Source organism: Streptomyces sp. MST-110588 (genome assembly GCF_022695595.1).
In the GTDB taxonomy this organism is placed as follows: domain Bacteria; phylum Actinomycetota; class Actinomycetes; order Streptomycetales; family Streptomycetaceae; genus Streptomyces.
Genome location: NZ_CP074380.1, coordinates 3,420,583 through 3,438,827 on the forward strand (window position 1 = coordinate 3,420,583; position 18,245 = coordinate 3,438,827).

General features: G+C 70.8%; 17 protein-coding genes and 1 pseudogene. 4 read left to right on the top strand and 14 right to left on the bottom strand.

What is annotated here, in order from left to right; all coding sequences use genetic code 11:
• Positions 1–170 precede the first annotated feature (170 nt).
• Positions 171–1,313 carry an NADH-quinone oxidoreductase subunit D gene (locus tag KGS77_RS14905; RefSeq protein WP_242581634.1) on the top strand — a complete coding sequence of 381 codons (1,143 nt, stop codon included), beginning with the start codon at positions 171–173 and terminating at the stop codon, positions 1,311–1,313.
• 131 nt (positions 1,314–1,444) lie between these two features.
• On the opposite strand, the gene KGS77_RS14910 is transcribed toward KGS77_RS14905, so the two are convergent.
• Entirely contained in the window at positions 1,445–2,158 is a 714-nt protein-coding gene (locus KGS77_RS14910) for a DUF4232 domain-containing protein (RefSeq protein WP_242581635.1), read from the bottom strand.
• Between the two features lie 85 nt (positions 2,159–2,243).
• Positions 2,244–2,888: a TetR/AcrR family transcriptional regulator gene (locus tag KGS77_RS14915; RefSeq protein ID WP_242581636.1), complete on the bottom strand. Its 645-nt coding sequence runs from the start codon at positions 2,886–2,888 to the stop codon at positions 2,244–2,246.
• Between the two features lie 85 nt (positions 2,889–2,973).
• On the opposite strand from KGS77_RS14915, the gene KGS77_RS14920 reads away from it, so the two are divergent.
• Positions 2,974–3,492: a DUF1453 domain-containing protein gene (locus KGS77_RS14920; RefSeq protein WP_242581637.1), complete on the top strand. Its 519-nt coding sequence runs from the start codon at positions 2,974–2,976 to the stop codon at positions 3,490–3,492.
• A gap of 130 nt (positions 3,493–3,622) precedes the next feature.
• On the opposite strand, the gene KGS77_RS14925 is transcribed toward KGS77_RS14920, so the two are convergent.
• From KGS77_RS14925 to KGS77_RS14945, 5 genes are all read right to left on the bottom strand, one after another.
• A complete protein-coding gene (locus tag KGS77_RS14925; RefSeq protein ID WP_242587481.1) occupies positions 3,623–4,471 on the bottom strand; it encodes a serine hydrolase in 849 nt (282 codons plus the stop codon).
• A 679-nt stretch (positions 4,472–5,150) separates the two neighbouring features.
• Entirely contained in the window at positions 5,151–6,623 is a 1,473-nt protein-coding gene (locus tag KGS77_RS14930; RefSeq protein ID WP_242581638.1) for a hypothetical protein, read from the bottom strand.
• Between the two features lie 64 nt (positions 6,624–6,687).
• Positions 6,688–7,656: an ABC transporter substrate-binding protein gene (locus tag KGS77_RS14935; RefSeq protein WP_242581639.1), complete on the bottom strand. Its 969-nt coding sequence runs from the start codon at positions 7,654–7,656 to the stop codon at positions 6,688–6,690.
• A gap of 82 nt (positions 7,657–7,738) precedes the next feature.
• Positions 7,739–8,554, bottom strand: coding sequence for an ABC transporter permease (locus KGS77_RS14940; RefSeq protein WP_242581641.1), 816 nt, complete (start codon positions 8,552–8,554; stop codon positions 7,739–7,741).
• Between the two features lie 4 nt (positions 8,555–8,558).
• On the bottom strand, positions 8,559–9,290 hold the full coding sequence (locus KGS77_RS14945) for an ABC transporter permease (RefSeq protein WP_242581642.1): 732 nt from the start codon (positions 9,288–9,290) through the stop codon (positions 8,559–8,561).
• Positions 9,291–9,438: 148 nt separating this feature from the next.
• Here KGS77_RS14945 and KGS77_RS14950 point away from each other — a divergent pair, with 148 nt between their 5' ends.
• On the top strand, positions 9,439–10,608 hold the full coding sequence (locus KGS77_RS14950) for a betaine/proline/choline family ABC transporter ATP-binding protein (protein WP_242581644.1): 1,170 nt from the start codon (positions 9,439–9,441) through the stop codon (positions 10,606–10,608).
• 57 nt (positions 10,609–10,665) lie between these two features.
• On the opposite strand, the gene KGS77_RS14955 is transcribed toward KGS77_RS14950, so the two are convergent.
• The 6 genes and pseudogenes from KGS77_RS14955 to KGS77_RS14980 form a co-directional block, all read right to left on the bottom strand.
• The gene (locus tag KGS77_RS14955; protein ID WP_242581647.1) at positions 10,666–11,148 is read right to left on the bottom strand and encodes a DUF3180 domain-containing protein; all 483 of its coding nucleotides are present in this window, start codon (positions 11,146–11,148) and stop codon (positions 10,666–10,668) included.
• A gap of 117 nt (positions 11,149–11,265) precedes the next feature.
• Positions 11,266–11,871 (bottom strand): 2-amino-4-hydroxy-6-hydroxymethyldihydropteridine diphosphokinase, encoded by a 606-nt coding sequence (folK, locus tag KGS77_RS14960; RefSeq protein WP_242581649.1) that lies wholly within the window; start codon positions 11,869–11,871, stop codon positions 11,266–11,268.
• Positions 11,868–12,226, bottom strand: a pseudogene (folB, locus tag KGS77_RS14965) (dihydroneopterin aldolase). Before folB ends, folK begins: the two are co-directional and overlap by 4 nt.
• A 387-nt stretch (positions 12,227–12,613) precedes the next feature.
• Positions 12,614–13,108, bottom strand: a complete 495-nt coding sequence (locus KGS77_RS14970) for a nuclear transport factor 2 family protein (RefSeq protein ID WP_242581651.1) — start codon at positions 13,106–13,108, stop codon at positions 12,614–12,616.
• Complete coding sequence (gene folP / locus KGS77_RS14975) at positions 13,105–13,962, bottom strand: dihydropteroate synthase (RefSeq protein ID WP_242581653.1); 858 nt, start codon at positions 13,960–13,962, stop codon at positions 13,105–13,107. Before folP ends, KGS77_RS14970 begins: the two co-directional genes overlap by 4 nt.
• 140 nt (positions 13,963–14,102) lie before the next feature.
• Entirely contained in the window at positions 14,103–15,947 is a 1,845-nt protein-coding gene (locus KGS77_RS14980; RefSeq protein ID WP_242581655.1) for a phosphatidylglycerol lysyltransferase domain-containing protein, read from the bottom strand.
• A 140-nt stretch (positions 15,948–16,087) separates the two neighbouring features.
• Between KGS77_RS14980 and KGS77_RS14985 the strand changes: the two genes are divergently transcribed.
• The gene (locus KGS77_RS14985) at positions 16,088–17,203 is read left to right on the top strand and encodes an alpha/beta hydrolase-fold protein (protein WP_242581657.1); all 1,116 of its coding nucleotides are present in this window, start codon (positions 16,088–16,090) and stop codon (positions 17,201–17,203) included.
• A gap of 305 nt (positions 17,204–17,508) precedes the next feature.
• Here KGS77_RS14985 and folE read toward each other — a convergent pair whose 3' ends face one another.
• Complete coding sequence (gene folE, locus KGS77_RS14990; protein ID WP_242581659.1) at positions 17,509–18,114, bottom strand: GTP cyclohydrolase I FolE; 606 nt, start codon at positions 18,112–18,114, stop codon at positions 17,509–17,511.
• Between the last annotated feature and the right edge of the window lie 131 nt (positions 18,115–18,245).

The following is an 18,245-nucleotide window of genomic DNA, read 5'->3' on the forward strand; positions in this document are numbered from 1 at the left end:
ACCACACCAGCCCCACCGATCCCACCGGAGTCACCGACCCAGCCAGGCCCGCCGCCCCCCTCCGGCTCCACGTCCGTCCCGGAACGCACCGCGCCGCCTCCCCACTCTCACTCCCCCATATGTGCATCCCTTCACCCTAAGAGGAGGTACGGGACTGCGAGAATGTGCCCATGACGGAGACGACGGTCGGCATCGGCGGCGCGGCGGAGAGCACCGACATGGTGCTCAACATCGGCCCGCAGCACCCCTCCACGCACGGTGTGCTGCGGCTGCGCCTCGTCCTGGACGGCGAACGCGTGCAGCACGCCGAGCCCGTGATCGGCTATATGCACCGCGGTGCCGAGAAGCTCTTCGAGGCGCGCGACTACCGCCAGATCATCATGCTCGCCAACCGTCACGACTGGCTGTCGGCCTTCTCCAACGAGCTGGGGGTCGTGCTCGCCGTCGAGCGGATGCTGGGCATGGAGGTCCCCGAGCGCGCCGTGTGGACCCGTACGCTGCTGGCCGAGCTGAACCGCGTACTGAACCACCTGATGTTCCTGGGTTCCTACCCCCTGGAGCTGGGCGGCATCACCCCCGTCTTCCACGCCTTCCGTGAGCGCGAGGAACTCCAGAACGTCATGGAGGAGATCTCCGGCGGCCGGATGCACTACATGTTCAACCGGGTCGGCGGTCTGAAGGAGGACCTGCCGGCCGGCTGGCTCGGCCGCGCCCGGCACGCCGTACGCGAAGTCCGTTCCCGTATGGACGTCTTCGACCGTCTCGTCCTGGGCAACGAGATCTTCCGCGGCCGGACCCGTGGCATCGGCGTCCTGACGCCGGAGGCGGTCCACGCGTACGGCGTCTCCGGACCCATCGCCCGCGCCTCCGGTGTCGACTTCGACCTGCGCCGGGACGAGCCGTACCTCGCGTACGCCGAACTCCAGGACACCCTGGAGGTGGTGACCCGCGAGGAGGGCGACTGCCTGGCCCGCTTCGAATGCCTGCTGGAGCAGACCCACAACTCCCTGGACCTGGCCGACGCCTGTCTGGACCGCATCGCCGAGCTGCCGCCGGGGCCGATCAACCAGCGGCTGCCGAAGGTCCTCAAGGCGCCCGAGGGCGCGACGTACGCGTGGACCGAGAACCCGCTGGGCATCAACGGCTACTACCTGGTCTCCAAGGGGGAGAAGACCCCGTACCGGCTCAAGCTGCGCTCGGCCTCGTACAACAACATCCAGGCGCTGACCGAGCTGCTGCCGGGCACGCTGGTCGCCGACATGGTCGCCATCCTCGGCTCGCTGTTCTTCGTCGTCGGCGACATCGACAAGTAACGCGGGCGGGGCTGGACGTACGGGACGGGGCGTACGGGACGGGCCGGGCGTACGAGTCCCAGCCGTACGCCCGCACGAGTCCCAGCCGTAGGACCGCACGAGTCCCGGCCGTACGGCCCTACGGATACGGGCTACCCGGCGCCCGTGCCGGCGGGAGCGACCGGCACCGTCGCCGGCTGCTTCCACGCCGTCATCTCCACCTTGCCGGTGGTGCCCACGTCGATCAGTTCGCGTACGTGCTGCACGGGCTGCCCCTCGGCCGGAGCGACCTCCAGGAACGCGCCGTTGTTGATTCCACGGCTGACGTCGGTGACCGTGTTCCGCCACACGAGTATCGTCTCGGCGGCCTCGCCCGGCCGGAGCGTCAGGGGGCGGGGCCCGGGGTCCTTGATGTCGGACGCCGCCTGTGCCCCCTTCACTGCCCTCACCTTGAGCGGCTCACGCTTGTCGTCCAGGACCCGCAGATGCGGGTAGCCGTTCACCTTGAACGGGCGCTTGCCGCAGTTGGTCATGCGGACCGCCATCGAGCGCAGGCCCATCGCCGCGTCGACCCGGCTGCCCTTGATGAGGACCCCCGGTTCGGGGCAGGCGGACGCGGTGGCGGCGGGCGGCGTGGGGTGCGGCTTGGCGTCCGGCTTCGGCGCGGGGTCGGCGGAGCAGCCGGTGCCCAGGGCGCCGAGGACGGCCGCCGCTGCCAGGGCGAGGGCCGGGGCCGGGGCCACGCGTACGGTGCGCAGGGCGGGTCCCCGCCGCCCGGCGCGCAGACCCGGGCCCTGCCGTACGGCGCGCAGGCCCGGACCCTGCCGTACGGCGGACGGGACCGGAGCCGTCCGTACATCCTTCACCGCGCCTCCTCAGTGGCTGACCGTGTTCTGTTCCACCGGGTTTGCCCAGGTGCGCCCGCGTTTCGATCCTGACGGATGATTCACCCTACTCCGCGGGCCCGACAGCCCGCTTCCAGGACGCGTCCTGGAGGGTCTGCAAATGCCTCCGCAGCAGCTCCAGTTGCACGTCCGGGGTCAGCAGGTCCGGTTCCAGTACCGCCTGGAGGTTGATGCCGTCCAGCAGTACGGACAGCCGCAGGCTCTCGGACTCGACATCCAGGCTGTCCGGCAGCCCTCCCTCCTCCTGCGCCCCGCGCAGCACCCGCGCCAGCAGGGCGCGGGTGCCCGCCTGCCACTCCAGGGCCCAGGGCCGCAGTTCGGGCCGCGTACGGGCGGCGGTGGTGAACGCCTGCCACAGGACCGCCTCCTCACGGCGCGGTTCATCCAGAGGGAGGAACTCGGCCAGGAACTCCTCGACCTGCGTACGGCGCTGCCGCCCGGCGGCCGGCGAGAGGAGCCGCTCGATGTGCCCGTGGAGGCGCCCTTCGAGGCGGCCGATCAGCTCACGCATGGCGAAGATGATCGTCTCGTCGTGATCGCTGAAGTAGTGCCGGACGGACCCGATGGCCAGTCCCGCCTCCTCGGCGACGTTACGGAGCGAGGCACCTTCCACCCCCTCGCGGCCGACCACGCGGAGGACGGCATCGGCCACGGCCCGACGGCGGGTCAGCGGATCGACGATCTTAGGCATGTTGCCATTATGGCATGGGCGAGCTAAATTGTTTATGGCACGACCGAGCTATAAAAATCCGCAGAGGCTGAGGGTGGGGGACACGATGAACGGGTGGCTGCTGGCAGGGATCATCGCCGCGGTGGTGGTCGTGGTGGTGGCCAGGCGGCTCAAGGGCGAACGAGTGACCTTGAGGGACCTGTTCGCCACGCCAGTCATTCTCGTCACCATCGGCGCCTTCCGTATGGCCCACACCGACACCCCCCTCACCGGGACGGACCTCGCCTGGGCCGTCCCGGGCGCCGTCGCGGGCACGGCCTTGGGCGCGCTGCGCGGCACCACCGTGCGACTCTTCGACAAGGACGGGGTCCTGTGGCAGCGCTACACCGCCCGTACGTTCCTCGTCGCCGTCCCGACCCTGGTCCTCATGGCCGGCTACAGCGTCCTTGCCGTCAAGATGGGGATGCATGACGAGGCCCGGCCGGTGCAGCTCAGCATCGGCGTCAGCTTCCTCGGGGAGGCGCTCGTCATCTTCTGCCGGGGCCGCAGGACGGGCATCCCCTTCGGCGCCGACAAGGACCGGCGGCTCACCGACGTGACCGCCGCCCTGCGTCGGTACCGGTGAGCCACAGGCCGCATCCGCATCACATCCGCGCCCCGTCCACAGCTTGTGGACAACCGTCCCGCGCAACGGACGCCCTCGAAGCAGCCGTCCCGCGCAGCAGCCGCCCCGCGCGCGACTGACCGTCCGGCCGTCAGTCCCGCTGCGCGCCCGCCGGAAGCCTGCGCGGGCCGACCGTGGTACGGGTACGGGTGTGGAAGGCGTGGTCCAGCATCTTCGCGGCGTCGGCGTAGCGATTCGGAGCGTTGAGGACGGTCCCGATCACCGTACGGTTGCCGCGCCTGGCCGCGAAGACCAGACATGACCCGGACGCCTTTCCGGTGCCCGTCTTGATGCCGATGGCCCCACGGTAGGAACCCAGCAACTCGTTCGTGTTGTACCAGGTGTACGTCCGGTTGACGTTGACCGCTTTCTGCCTGGTGACGGACGACTTCACGATCGAGGCGAAGGTGCGGTTGCCCAGCGCGTACCGCGCGAGCCGGACCAGGTCCCGGGGAGTGGAGTAGTTGCCGCCGTGGGAGATGCCGTCGAAGGAGTCGTACCTGGTGTTGCGCAGCCCGAGGGACGAGGCCCGCGCGTTCATCTTGGAGATGAACGACTTCGTTCGCCTGGCCTCGGTGTTCCCACGACCGAAGGTGTCGGCCAGCGCGTACGCGGAGTCGCAGCCCGACGGCAGCAGCAGCCCGTACAGGAGCTGGCGGACGGTCAGCTTGTCGCCGACGCGCAGGTCGGCCGTGCTGGCGCCGTGCCGGACGACGTAGTCGCGGTAGGACTTCTTGACCGTGATCCGTCTGCCGAGGTCCGTGCCTCGGCCGTCAAGGATGATCATGGCTGTCATGATCTTGGTGGTGCTGGCCATCGGGCGCCGGGTGTCCGCCGCCTTGCTCCACAGCGGCCGGTTGGCCCCGCTGTCCAGCAGATACGCGCCTTTCGCACGGACTCCCGAGGGGCCGCCGGCAGCCTGGGCTCCCGGTACGGGCAGGGCGACGGCGACGGCCGCGGTCGACGCCGTCAGCGCCACCCCCAGCGCCGGGCCCGCCCCCGCCGCTGCGACCCTCCTGCGCACAGCAGCCACCCCCGGCACCACACCCGTTCCCGGCGCCGCGCACGCTTGCCCCCACTGAGGTTCATCGATGCTCCCGTTCCTCATTCGCTGTGGTGAGGCGACCGCATACTGCCACCGTGGCCACACGAAGAGAAACCGGAACTCCGGGGCCTCACACGGGAGTCTGACCCCGCTCCGCCCGCTTGACCTCCGGCGTTGACGTCCGGTCGGCCAGGAGCGCGGCAGCCGCACCCTCACGCGGTACGCGGGGCCGGCAAGCGCTCCCGCAGGGCGGTCACCATCGCGCCGTCGATCCGGGCGGACCCGGCCCGCACGCGTTCGGCCCGGACCGGCCGCCGCTCCTCGCGGCCGGATTCACCGCGGCGGCCCTCGTACCGGGTCCCGCCATACGGGCACGCCCCGCGCCCCCCGATGAGAGACGGGGTGGGGCGGGGCGTGGAACGGGCGCGAAGACCCGGGTGCGCCGGTGCGCCGGAGGTGCCAGGAACCGCAGACGTCAGAAACCGAAGTGCCAGGAACCGAAGTGCCGGGAACCGAACCGGACGCATCAGGCACCGGACACATCAGACACCGGACGCATCAGACGCCGAACGCATCAGGAAATGGCGCTGCGCAGCTCCGCGATGTCGAACTGCTCGGTCTCGTCGTGCGCGGTCAGGTCGATGACCTCTCCCACGCCGTCGGCCGTCCCGCGGCCCGCCGGAGCGACGTCCGGTCCGGCGGCCACGCCCGACGGCTCGGCGCCGCTCACGGGACCCGCCGTCGTACGTACCCCGCCCGCGGCCCCACGGCTCGACTGCTCGGCGACGGCCTCGTCCCCGACCACATCCGCGAGGTCGTCCTCCAGCGGTGCCGGAAGCGGCTGCCGGTTCCTGCCGGTCGAGTTGCCGAAGAAGTCGAACCCACCGGTGGTACGGGGCGCGGGCAGCCGCCGGGCCGCGAGCTGTGCCGTCGCCACGGCGGCCGGCACCCGGCTCCCCCCGGTCGGCACATCACCGGCCGTACGGACGCCGGCACCGTCCCGGCCACCCGCGTCGATCGCCTCGTCCGGCCGACCGGCCCGCTCTGCCCGACCGGCCCGCTGCGCCCGGCCGGCCCGTGTGTCATCAACCGCACGGGAGGTCCGGTCCTCAGCGACCTGGCCACCACGACCGTTGCCGCCACCGGCACCGGCCTCGTCGGCAGCATCGACGCCCCGACCGGTCACGCCGCCCGCAGCCCGCCGCTCACCGCCGCTCCGGCCAGCCGCACCCCGGTCAGCCGCACCTTGATCAGCCACACTCTGATCACCAGCACCACCCTGCCCGATGGCGTCCAGCCCGACACGCTCCTGCCCGGCACCTTCCTGCCCGACGCGATCCCGTTCACCGCGATCCCGTGAACCGCGATCCTCATCGACGCTCTGACGGGCGGCGTTGCGGGCAAGCCGGCGCAGCGCCCGGTCGGCCTTCCGGTACGCCTCGGCACCGAGCCCACCCGGCTCCGCACCCGGCTTCGTACGCGACTCCGCCCCGGGCCCCTCCACACGGGCCCCGTCCGCGTTGGCCCCGTCCGTGCCGGCCACCTCCGCATCGGCCCCGTCGACCGCGGGCAGCGCCTTCGCCGCCGGGACCGCCGCCTCGATTGCGAGCAGCCGACGGCCCTCCAGGGCGCTGGCCCGTTCGGTCTCGGCCGTGGCGTAACGGCGCAGCAGCGCGGCGTGCTCGCTGCGCAGCCGGGCCAGCTCGGCGCGCTTGGACCGCAGCTTGGCCTCCAGGGCGCCGCGCAGCTCGCGGGACTCCTCCACGTCCGTTTCGAGCTCGGCTATGCGCTCCTCGGTCTTCCACTCGTCGCGCGCCCGGGCGCTGGTGAGTTCCGCGACGCGCTTGCCGGCCGTACGGTCCCAGGCGCGCAGGAGGACGGCGCCGCCGACCGCCGCGCCGGCCGCGCCGGCGGCCAGCAGCCGCTGTACCAGGTCATCGCCGACGAGCCAGGCACCGGCGGCACAGGCGATCGACGCGCCGGCGACCGTCGTGGGGGGAAGAAGCCGGTGCAGGGGTGCTGAATGGCGGTGGCGTCCTCGTGGCATGGCCTGAAACTTACCGTGCGTACGGGGCCTATGGGGCCCCGCACACGAATCCGTTTCCCGCTGGTTACTTCTTCACCAGATCCTTCGACTCCAGATATGCCGCGGCCACATCGACCGGCTTCTGCCGTTCCGCATCGACCTTGCGGTTCAGGTCGATCAGATCCTTGGTCGTCAGCACGCTGGTGAGCTTGCCCAGCGCCGTCTCTATCTCCTTGTCGCCGGCGCTCTTGGCATTCACCACGGGCAGCACATTGTCGGCGTTCTGCAACTTCTTGTCGTCCGCCAGGAGGACCAGTCCGAAGTTGTCGAGCGTGGCGTCCGTCGTCGTGGTCAGCGCGACCTGGTCCGTGCCGTCCTTGACCGCCTGCTTGGCCTGCGGGGTGCCCACACCCTTGGGGTCGATGCCGGTGACGTCTATGCCGTACGTCTTCTCCAGGCCCGGCTTGCAATACGGCCGGGTCTCGCACTCCTCACCGGCCGCCAGCTTGATCTTCTGTTTGGACCTGCCGAGGTCCGAGAGCGTCTTGAGCCGGTGCTGATCGGCGAAATCCTTGGTCACCGCGAACGCGTTCTGGTCCGTCGCCTCGCCGGCCGGCAGCACCTTCAGCCCGCGCGGCCCGGCCAGCTTCTTCAGCTCCTCGACCGTCTTGCCGACATCGCTGGAGGCGACGGGCCGGGCGTCGGGGCCGTTCTTCTTCCGGTTGAGGAATTCGGCGAGCGTCGAGGCGTATTCCGGTACGACATCGATCTGGCCCTTCTCCAGGGCCGGTTCATACAGCTCACGATTGGCCAGCGTCTTGACGGTGGTCTTGTAGCCGGCGTCCGAAAGGATCTTGGAATAGATCTCCGCCAGCACCTTGGACTCGGTGAATCCGGCCGATCCGATGACGATCTCGCCCTGGCCGCCACCACCGCTCTTGGCCGCCCCCTTCTTCTCCAGGCTCTCGCCACCGCACGCGGTCAGTCCGCCCGCCAGGGCGATCACCGCACCCGCAACGAGTGCGGTACGGGCCGTACGCGACTTCCAGATCATGGGATTCACCGTCCAGGAGAGAGAGGAGAAGAGAAGAGATTCAGGCCGATACGCGGAGGGGGTACGGAACCGGACGCCGCGGTCACCGCGCCCCGGCCCCGGTTCCGGCTGCTACCCCGGGCCCGCCCTTTTGACGCGCCCCGCCACCGCGACGCGCGTCACCGCTCCGGCGCGCACCACGACCACGGCCCGGGCCCCGTCCCGCGCCGCCGCCCGCACCCGTGCGGCCACGACCGCGCCCGCGCATCGGGTCGCACAGCCGGTCCGCCAGCACCAGCAGCCCCTCCACGAGCAGCGCCAGTGCGGCCACCAGCGCCGCACCCGCCACCACCTGCGGCGTGTCGTAGTTGCCGAAGCCCGCGGTGATGATCCGGCCCAGGCCGCCGCCGCCCGCCAGCGCCGCCAGTGTGGTCGTCGCGACCACCTGCACCGCCGCCGAACGCAGCCCCGTCATGATCAGCGGGTAGGCCAACGGGAGTTCGACCCGTATCAGGAGCTGGCGCCCGGACATGCCCATCCCCCGGGCGGCCTCGACCACGTCCCGGTCCGCCTCCCGCATGCCGACGTACGCATTGGTCAGCAGCGGCGGTACGGCGAACAGCACCAGCGCCACGATCGTCGGCCAGTCCCCCGCCGTCCCCAGCGGGCTGAGCGTCAGCAGGACCAGTACGGCGAAGGTCGGCACCGCGCGCCCGACGTTGGAGATGTTGACCGCCAGCGCCCCGCCCTTGCCTATGTGCCCCAGATACAGGGCCACCGGCAGCGCTATCAGGCAGGAGATCGCCAGGCACAGCCCGCTCAGGTACAGATGCTCACCCAGTCGGTGCCAGACTCCTTTCTCCCCGGTCCAGTTGGCCGCCGTGCCCAGCCACTGCCATGCGCCCGTGATCGCGTCCATCGCCTCAGGCCACCGCCTTCTTCGCCCGCTGTCCGCGCCACGTCCGCCCCGTGCCCGTACCCGACCGCGACCGCGCGCGGGTCCAGGGGGTCAGCAGCCGCTGTACGCCGATGAGCAGCAGATCGGCGATGACCGCCAGCAGGACGCACAGCACCGACGCCGTGAGCACCTCGGCCTTGAAGAACCCCTCCATACCGCTGGATATGAGGTTCCCCAGGCCGCCGTAGCCGACGACCGCACCGATCGTCGTCATCGCCACCGTCGAGACCGTGGCGATGCGCACCCCCGCCATCAGCGCGGGCAGCGCCAGCGGCAGTTCGACCCCGAACAGCAGCTTCGCTGGGCCGTACCCCATGCCGCGCGCGGCTTCGCGGACCTCGGCAGGCACCGACTCCAGGCCGGCGAGGATGTTCCGTACCAGGATCGTCAGCGAGTAGAGCACCAGGCCCGTGACGACCACCGAGGCCGAGACGCCGAACAGCGGTGTCAGCAAGGCGAACATCGCCAGCGACGGCACCGTGTAGAGAATCGTCGTCAGCCCCAGCACCGGACCGGCCGCCACCCGCCAGCGGCGGGCGACCAGCGCCAGCGGAAAAGCGATCAGCAGGCCGATGACCACCGACGCGACCGTGATCCAGATGTGCTGAACGGTCGCCTCCAGCAGTTCGTGGCTGCGCGTACGGACATACTCACCGCAGATCCAGTCGTTCGCCTGCAGACAGTTGCGCGAACTCACCCGCGGTCACCTCCCCCGCTTCTCGCTCACATTTCCGGTGACTGTCTGCGACCCTATCCCCCACCACTGACATTCGGCCCGGCCCGCCATCCACCGGCAACAACTCGTTCACGGGCGACCGACGGGCGACCGTCCACAATGGGGAATCATGATCCGCTTCGAGCACGTCACCAAGAGCTACGCGGACGGCACCACCGCCGTCGACGACCTCTCCTTCGAGGTCGCGGAGGGAGAGCTGGTCACGCTCGTCGGACCGTCGGGCTGCGGCAAGACCACCACCATGAAGATGGTCAACCGCCTCATCGAGCCGACCAGCGGCCACATCTACCTCGACGGCAAGGACATATCCACCACCGACCCCGTGGAGCTGCGCCGCCGCATCGGCTACGTCATCCAGCAGACCGGCCTCTTCCCCCACAAAACCGTCCTGGACAACACCGCCACCGTCCCCCACCTCCTGGGCTGGCCCCGCAAGAAGGCCCGGGACCGGGCGGCCGAGCTGCTGGAACTCGTCGGCCTGGACCCCTCCCGGTACGGCGACCGCTACCCCGAGCAGCTCTCCGGCGGCCAGCGCCAGCGCGTCGGCGTGGCCCGGGCGCTCGCCGCCGACCCGCCCGTCCTCCTCATGGACGAGCCGTTCGGCGCCGTCGACCCGGTCGTGCGCGAGCACCTCCAGACGGAGTTCCTGCGCCTGCAGTCCACGCTCCACAAGACTGTGCTCTTCGTCACCCACGACATCGAGGAGGCCGTCCGCCTCGGCGACCGTATCGCCGTCTACGGCTCGGGGCGGGTGGAGCAGTACGACACCCCGGCGACGGTCCTCGGCGCCCCCGCCACACCGTACGTCGCCGAGTTCGTCGGTGCGGACCGCGGCCTGAAGCGCCTGTCCGTCACGCCCATAGAGACCACCGATCTCGAACAGCCTCCGGTCGTCCACCTGGACGACACCGCCGGCCGGGCCGCCGCCCGTATGACCGAGGACGGCGCCCCCTGGGCAGTCGTCCTGGACGCCGAAGACCGGCTGCACGGCTGGGTCGCGGCCGGTGCCCTGGCCGCCGCGGGCTCCGGCGGCCAGAGCACCGTACGGGCGCACGCCCGCCGTATGGACGCCTGGCTGCCGCTGGGCGCGCCGCTCAAGCAGGCGTTCAGCACGATGCTCCAGTACGACGCCGGCTGGATCGCCGTGCTGGACGGCGACCGCTTCCTGGGTGTGCTCACCCCGGCCGGGCTCCACGAGGCGCTGCGCCGCTCCACCACCGCCGACGCCGAGAACATCCCGCGCGGCGACGTGGCCCTGGACACGGTCCCCACCCTCTGACGCCGGGGGAGCCGGGGGCCCGGCCGCCGCTGACCTGCCGCCGCTAAGCGACTGTCGCTAAGCGGCCGTCGCCCCCGCCTCGTCGTCGTCCTCCGGCAGCTTGCAGACCCGCTCCAGGAAGATCGCCGCGAGCACCACCGCCGCGCCCGCCAGCACCGAGAACCCCGCGTAGATGGCCTGGTCCCGGCGCGCCTGCACGTCCAGCCCGGTGGTCACCAGGAAGACCCCGACCCCGCCGTACAGCCCGGCGACCAGCGACGCCACCAGCGCGCTGGCCTGCCCGAAGACCACCGCGCGGGCCGCCACCAGCGGATCGACGCCCTTGGCCCCCGGCCGCCGCTCGCGCTGTGCCCGCAGCCGCGAGCGCAGGGAGAGCGCCGTCGCGGCGAGTACGGCGGCGATCAGTGCGAGCACGACCGGGGCCGCCAGCGGAACGCCCGGCAGCGTGCCGAGCGAGTCCCACAGCCGGGCGCCCGCCCACGCCAGCACGCCGGCCACCAGGAACAGCCCGACCAGCACCTTGACATGTAGCTGCTTCACCGAGCGCTCGCCTCGACCCTCATATCGCTCACGTCACCCACGCCGTCCACGTCCCGCGCGGCTTCCCGCGTCCCGTTACCTGCCGAAGCCCGCCGGAACCCGCGCAGAGCCCAACGACTACTCCGGCAGCCGCAGTTCCAGGTCAGCCCGCGGCGTCACGCCTTCCCTGCCGACCGACGCCAGCAGCTCCGCGACCCGGCCACGGCCCGGAACCTCGGCCTCCGGATCCACGTCGTACCACGGCACGAGCACGAAAGCACGCTCGTGCGCCCTGGGGTGCGGCAGCGTCAGCGCCGGGTCGTCCGAGACGACGCCCTGGTACGTGAGGATGTCCACGTCGATCGTGCGCGGGCCCCACCGCTCGTCGCGCACCCGCTCGAAGGCTTCCTCGATCGCGTGCCCGCGCTCCAGCAGCGACCCCGGCGGCAGCGTCGTCTTGATGAGCACCACCGCGTTGAAGTACGAAGGCTGCGAGCCGGGGTCCACGCCCCACGGCTCGGTCTCGTACACCGGGGAGACCGCCTTGACCCGCACGCCCGGGGTGTCCTCCAGGGCGTCGACGGCGCCCTGGATCGTCTCCAGGCGGTTGCCGAGGTTGCTGCCGAGCGAGATCACGGCCCGTTTGGGGTTGGAGAGCGTCATGTCCGCGGCGTCCACCTGCTGCACCACTGAGGCGGGCACCGGCTGTACGGTCGGGTCGCTGGAGGGGAGGGTGGGCTTCATACTCGGCTCCGGGTGATGGTGATGGTCACGTCATCAAAGGGAACGGTGATCGGGGCGTCCGGCTTGTGGACCACCACCTCGACCTCCTGCACCCCCTCGTGCTTGAGGCACTGGCCGGCGATCCGCTCCGCGAGCGTCTCGATGAGGTCGACGGGCTCGCCTTCGACGATGGCCACGACCTCCTCCGCCACGACGCCGTAGTGAACGGTCTTCGCGAGATCGTCGGAGGCAGCCGCCGGGCGGGTGTCCAGGCCGAGCACCAGGTCCACGATGAAGGTCTGGCCCTCCTCGCGTTCCCGGGGAACACCCCGTGGTGCCCACGTGCCTTCAGCCCACGCAGCGCGACACGATCCACGCGAATCACACTCCCACTGGTCCCACTGGCACCTCTGGTACCACTGATCGTCGGAATTCCGGGCGGCCACCGAAGTGATCCGGAGTGCCGCCCCGCCATCGAATCTACCTGCGGGCACCGACAGCGCTTACCCACGGGGCCACGGGCCAGGGCACCGCCCGGCTGCCGGACGGCGCCGGAGCGTGTCCGCGCGGCTCCTTCCCCGCGCCCGCCCGCCCCACCCCTACCCGGTCACCACTTGGCTCGAACGGGTGCGCCCGCAGCGCGCCGCTGACGTCCGCCGCTGACGCCGAAGCCCACTTCCGGCGGCCTCCCGCCCCGTCCGCGGCCCCGTCCGCCGCAGCCTTGTTCACACCCGGCTGTCCTGTTCACACCGGGCTGTCCTGTTCACACCCCGCCGACAGGACCGACAGGACCGGCCGGCCCGCCGTCCCCGTCCTCCCCCTCCTCCCCGTCCTGGTCGTCGCGATCCGCCAGCACCGGCGACCCGTGGTGCGACCACACCCGCCAGCCCTCTTCCGTACGCCGGAAGACGTTCGTCGCCACCACGAGCTGGCCGATCAGCGGCCCGACCGTGCCGTCCGCCTCGGCGGGCCCGCCGCTGAGGATGTTCTCGGTACAGGTCACCAGCGCCGTGTCCCCCATCACATCGATCTCCACGTCGGTCAGGAAGAACTGGATGTACTCGGTGTTCGCCATGATCAGCGCGTACGAGCGCAGCACCTCGCCACGCCCGCGCAGCACCGGCCACCCCGGGTGCACCACGCTGACCTGGCCGTCCATCCACAGCGCGGACATCGCCTCGTGATCGCCGCGCTCCATGGCCTCGTACAGGTCCCGGTTCGCCTGCTCGACCAGCTCGATGTCCGTACGGGGGCTCACACCGCCCCCTCTACGGCACGGGCCACCCGCACCGCGTCCGCACTCGCGCGCACCTCATGGACACGTACCGCCCAGGCGCCCTCGCGCGCCACCAGCGCCGTGACCGCCGCGGTCGCCGCGTCCCGCTCCCGGGCCGGCGGCGGCGCGGTCTGCTCACCGCCTGCCAGCACCCGGCCAAGGAACCGTTTCCGCGAGGCGGCCACCAGCAGCGGCCTCCCCAGCGCCCGCAGCGCGGTCAGGTGCGCGAGCAGCGTCAGGTCGTGCGGCGCCGCCTTCGCGAAACCCAGCCCCGGGTCGATCACGGTCCGCTCGGGGTCGATACCCCCGGCCACCGCGCGGTCCAGGCTGCGCCCCAGCTCCTCCACGACCTCCGCGACCACGTCGCCGTACACCGCGCGGTTGTTCATGTCGATGGACTGGCCGCGCCAGTGCATCACCACGAACGGGACGCCCGCCGCGGCGACCACCGGGATCATCGCCGGATCCGCGGCGCCCGCGCTCACGTCGTTGACCAGCCGCGCGCCGGCTTCCACGGCGCGCTCGGCGACCGACGCCCGCATCGTGTCCACCGACACCACGGCCCCGGCCGCCACCAGCTCCCGTACGACGGGGACGACCCGGCGCAGCTCCTCCGCCTCGTCCACCCGGGCCGCGCCCGGCCGCGTCGACTCGCCGCCGACGTCCACCAGGTCGGCGCCCTGCGCGACCAGGTCCAGGCCGTGCTTGACGGCGAGTTCGGTGTCGAACCACTGCCCGCCGTCGGAGAAGGAATCGGGCGTCACGTTCACCACGCCCATCACCGCGCAGCGGTCCCAGTCCGGAAGTCCGGCCACCCGGCCGCGCAAGGTACTCATGAGCCCAGCCTAGGCCGACCGCGTACGAGTACCGCATCCACCGGGGGGCCGGGCTCCCATTGTGCTGCCCGGCCCCCACGTTGCTCCCTGAACTCCCTGAGCTGCCCGCTGCGCTCCCCGGGCTGCCCGCCGTGCTCTTTTTAAGCCGCCCGCTCCACCGTGCTCTGTGCGATCGGCGTGACCGTGTGGACGCACGGCTGCGGCTCGGCCTTGTTCTTACGCCGCAGCACCCGCGGCAGCCGCAGGTCCAGGTAGCCCTCCGCCTGCATGGTGGCCAGGCCGATGCGCGGGATGTCCCGGCTGTTGCGGAAGACCACGAAGCGCGGCTCCCAGCGTGGCTGGAACTTGTCGTTGAACTTGTAGAGCGACTCGATCTGGTACCAGCGGGAGAGGAAGAGCAGCGTGGCGCGCGAGATCCGCATCACCGGGCCGGCACCCAGCTTCTCGCCGCGCTCCAGGTAGGAGCGGAAGACCGCGAAGTTCAGCGAGAGGTGCTTGATCCCGAGCTCCGGTGCGGCCTGGAGCGCGGCCACGATCAGCAGCTCGTTCATGCCGGGGTCGGCGCTGCGGTCGCGTCGCATCCGCTCCAGCGACATTCCGTCCTTGCCCCAGGGCACGAAGTACTGCATCGCCTTCAGGTCACCGAACCGGCCGGGCTCCTCGCCCTCCGCCGGGGCCAGGTGAGCGGTGGCGATCACCGCGTCGCTGTCCTTTTCCGCGTCGATGCGCCCCAGCGCCATGGAGAAGCCGCGCTCGTCGTCGGTGTCCCGCCAGGCGTCGGCGGCCTCCTGGATACGGGCCAGCTCCTCCGGCGTCAGGTCGCGCACCCGGCGCACCCGGGTCTCGTACCCGTTGCGCTCGATGCGCTTGACCATCTGGCGTACGTTGCGCATCGCGCGGCCGGTCAGGGTGAAGTCGGCGACGTCCACGATCGCCTCGTCCCCCAGCTCCAGCGCGTCCATGCCGGTCTCACGGGTCCAGACCTGGCCGCCGGTCTCGCTGCATCCGTGCACCGCGGGGGTCCAGGAGTGGGCCCGCGCCTCCTCCATGAAGCGCTCGATCGCGCCCGGCCATGCCTCCACATCTCCGATCGGGTCGCCGCTGGCGAGCATCACGCCCGATATGACCCGGTAGCAGACCGCGGCCTTGCCGGTCGGCGAGAAGACCACGCCCTTGTCGTCGCGGAGCGCGAAGTACCCCAGGGAGTCCCGGCCGCCGTGCTTGGCGAGCAGCTCACGCAGCCGCTCCTCGTCCTCCTGCGTCAGGCGGGCCGCCGGGTGCTCGGGGCGGAAGGCCAGGTAGGCGGTGGTGGCGACGGTCAGCAGGCCCAGGGCGCCCAGGGAGTAGCCGACGGTGTAGTCGACGTGGTGGGTGTAGCGCAGCGGGCCCTCGAAGCCGAACAGACCCCACATGACGTGCTTGATCCGGTCCCACGCCGAAGGGTCGCCGATGATCTTGTGCGGGTGGGAGTTGACGATCACCAGGCCGAGGCCGAAGCTCACTCCGCCCAGGATCAGGAAGTTGGCCACCGCCTTCCAGCGGCTGCGCGGGTCGGGCAGCGCCGAGAACTGGCGCCGGTGCCACACCAGGAACACCAGCAGCGCGAAGGAGAGCACCGCTCCGAAACCGGAGTGCCGGTAGACGAGCTGAGCGGCGATCCCCACCGGCAGCAGCGCCACGGCCGCCACCCAGGCGCGGCGCTTACGCCGTTTGAGCCCGTGGGCGAGCAGCAGGAGCAGGATGCCGACCACGATGGAGGCGGCGGCGGCCAGCGGACTCACCGCACCCGGGAGCACTTCCGCCAGGGCGTGCACCCGGCTGTGCCGGAACCGCGGGAAGATCCCTGCCGCCAGGTTCACCAGGCCGATGACCGCTCCGGCGGTGCCGACAAGAGGAGGTACGGACTCCGGACGAGGGCCGCGCAGCCAGCGTGTCGCACGCCACGCAACCTTCGTGGACTTTTCACCATCTAGCCTGTCAGACATTACTTTCCCGTCGCCCCGGTCGAGAGAACGTGCGAGTTCAGTCGCAGCATCTGGACTTTATGCGCCCTGTATGACGGCGTTTCAGGGCCCGGGGTTCCATCCGCGGCCCGCCCCACCGGCCGCCCGGAAGAAAGCACGACATGGGTCTCACCAGCAAAAAAGTGCTGATCCTCGCCGTCTTGATCGCGGTGGCACTATTTGTCCTGACGATCTGGCTCTGGCCCCGCCTGTCGAAAGCCAACTGGCGCACGATCCTGGGCCGTATCGGACTCATGCTGGCCACCCAGCTCTCGATCTTCGCCTCGATCGGACTGGCGGCGAACAACGCCTTCGGTTTCTACGCTTCGTGGGCCGACCTTTTCGGCCAGGAACAGCAGCCGGGTGTTGTCACGAATTACGAGACGGGCCCGAACGGCACCAAGCTGAAGATGCTGGGCACCGAGCGCGTGAGCGTCCCCGGGGGCCACAACCCCAAGGTCGGCGGGCGTATCGACCGGGTGCTCATCAGCGGCCAGCACTCCAAGCTGGCCAGCCCCGCCTTCGTCTACCTGCCGCCGCAGTACTTCCAGGCCAAGAACACCAAGCGGAAATTCCCCGCGTCCGTCGTGCTCACCGGTTACCCGGGCACCGCCCAGGCGCTCTACAAGAAACTGCACTTCCCGCAGACGCAGCACAAGCTCGTGGGCCAGAAGAAGATGCAGCCGACGATCCTGGTCATGCTGCGGCCGACCGTCGCGCCGCCGCGCGACACCGAATGCGTGGACGTCCCCAACGGTCCCCAGGCCGAGACCTTCTTCGTGACGGACCTCCGCAAGAACATCGCCAGTCACTACCGGGTCGGCACCGATGCCAAGAACTGGGGCATCATAGGTGACTCCACCGGCGGCTACTGTGCCTTGAAGATGACCATGCGCCACCCCAAGGCGTTCTCCACCGCCGTGGCCCTCTCCGGCAGCTACAAGGCCCCTCTGGACGCCACGACCGGCGACCTCTTCGGCGGCAGCGCCAAGCTGGAGCGCGAGAACGACCTGATGTGGCGGCAGAAAAACCTTCCTGCACCGCCGGTGAACCTCCTGGTCACCACCAGTGAGCAAGGCGAGAGCAACTACAAGCAGACGCTGAAGTTCATCCGGCAGACCAAGTCGCCCTCGCGCATCTCCTCGATCATCCTGGACAGCGGAGGGCACAACTTCAACACCTGGCGGCGTGAGATCCCGGCTGCCCTGGAGTGGATGGGCGGCCACCTCCGGGCGTGACGGCCGGCGCCGCGCAAGCGTGACGAAACGATTCTTCTGACGTACGGGGACGGGCGTGCCCGGCGGAGGGAAACCTCCCCGGCCACGCCCGTCCCGTTTTTCCGCGCTCTCGCCCGCGGGCACCCTACGGCTCGTACGGGGGACCTGTTCCGAGCCCGTACGAGGCCCGTACGAGGCCTTCGCGCGCCACCGCCGCCCCGAGGCCCGTACGAGGATGTCCCGCGCCCACCGCCGCCCCGAGGCCCGTACGAGGACGTCCCGCGCCCACCGCCGCCCCGAAGCCCGTACCGGGGCCCTCCCGGCGCCTACCGCGCCAGTATCAGGCTCATCGCCTCGGCACGCGTCGTGGAGTCGCGGAGCTGCCCGCGCACCGCCGACGTCGTGGTCTTCGCGCCCGGCTTGCGTATGCCGCGCACGGACATGCACATGTGCTCCGCCTCGATCACCACGATCGCGCCCCGCGCCTCCAGGATGCGCATCAGGGAGTCGGCGATCTGCGTGGTCAGCCGCTCCTGCACCTGCGGGCGGCGGGCGAAGACCTCCACCAGGCGCGCCAGCTTGGACAGGCCCGTGATCTTGCCGGTGTCCGCGGGGATGTAGCCGACGTGCGCGACGCCGTGGAACGGCAGCAGGTGGTGCTCGCACAGCGACACGATCTCGATGTCCTTCACCAGGACCATCTCGTCGTGTCCGAGGTCGAACGTCGTGGTCAGGACGTCCTCGGGGGCCTGCCGCAGACCGGCCAGGATCTCCTTGTACGCGCGCGCCACCCGCGCCGGGGTCTCCAGCAGCCCCTCGCGGTCGGGGTCCTCACCGACGGCGATGAGGAGTTCCCGTACGGCGTTCTCGGCTCGCTTCTCGTCGAACTCGCCGATCGTGCCGTCGCCGTCCAGCGTCACCGGGTCGGTCATTACTGCCTCGTTCCTGTAGCGCCCGCACCAAAACGCGGAATACCGCGCCCCACAGGCTAAAACCTGTGAGACGCGGCATTCATTCCGGGGCCTTTGAGGGGCCCGGCGGAATCAGACGCGTACGGCCGCGC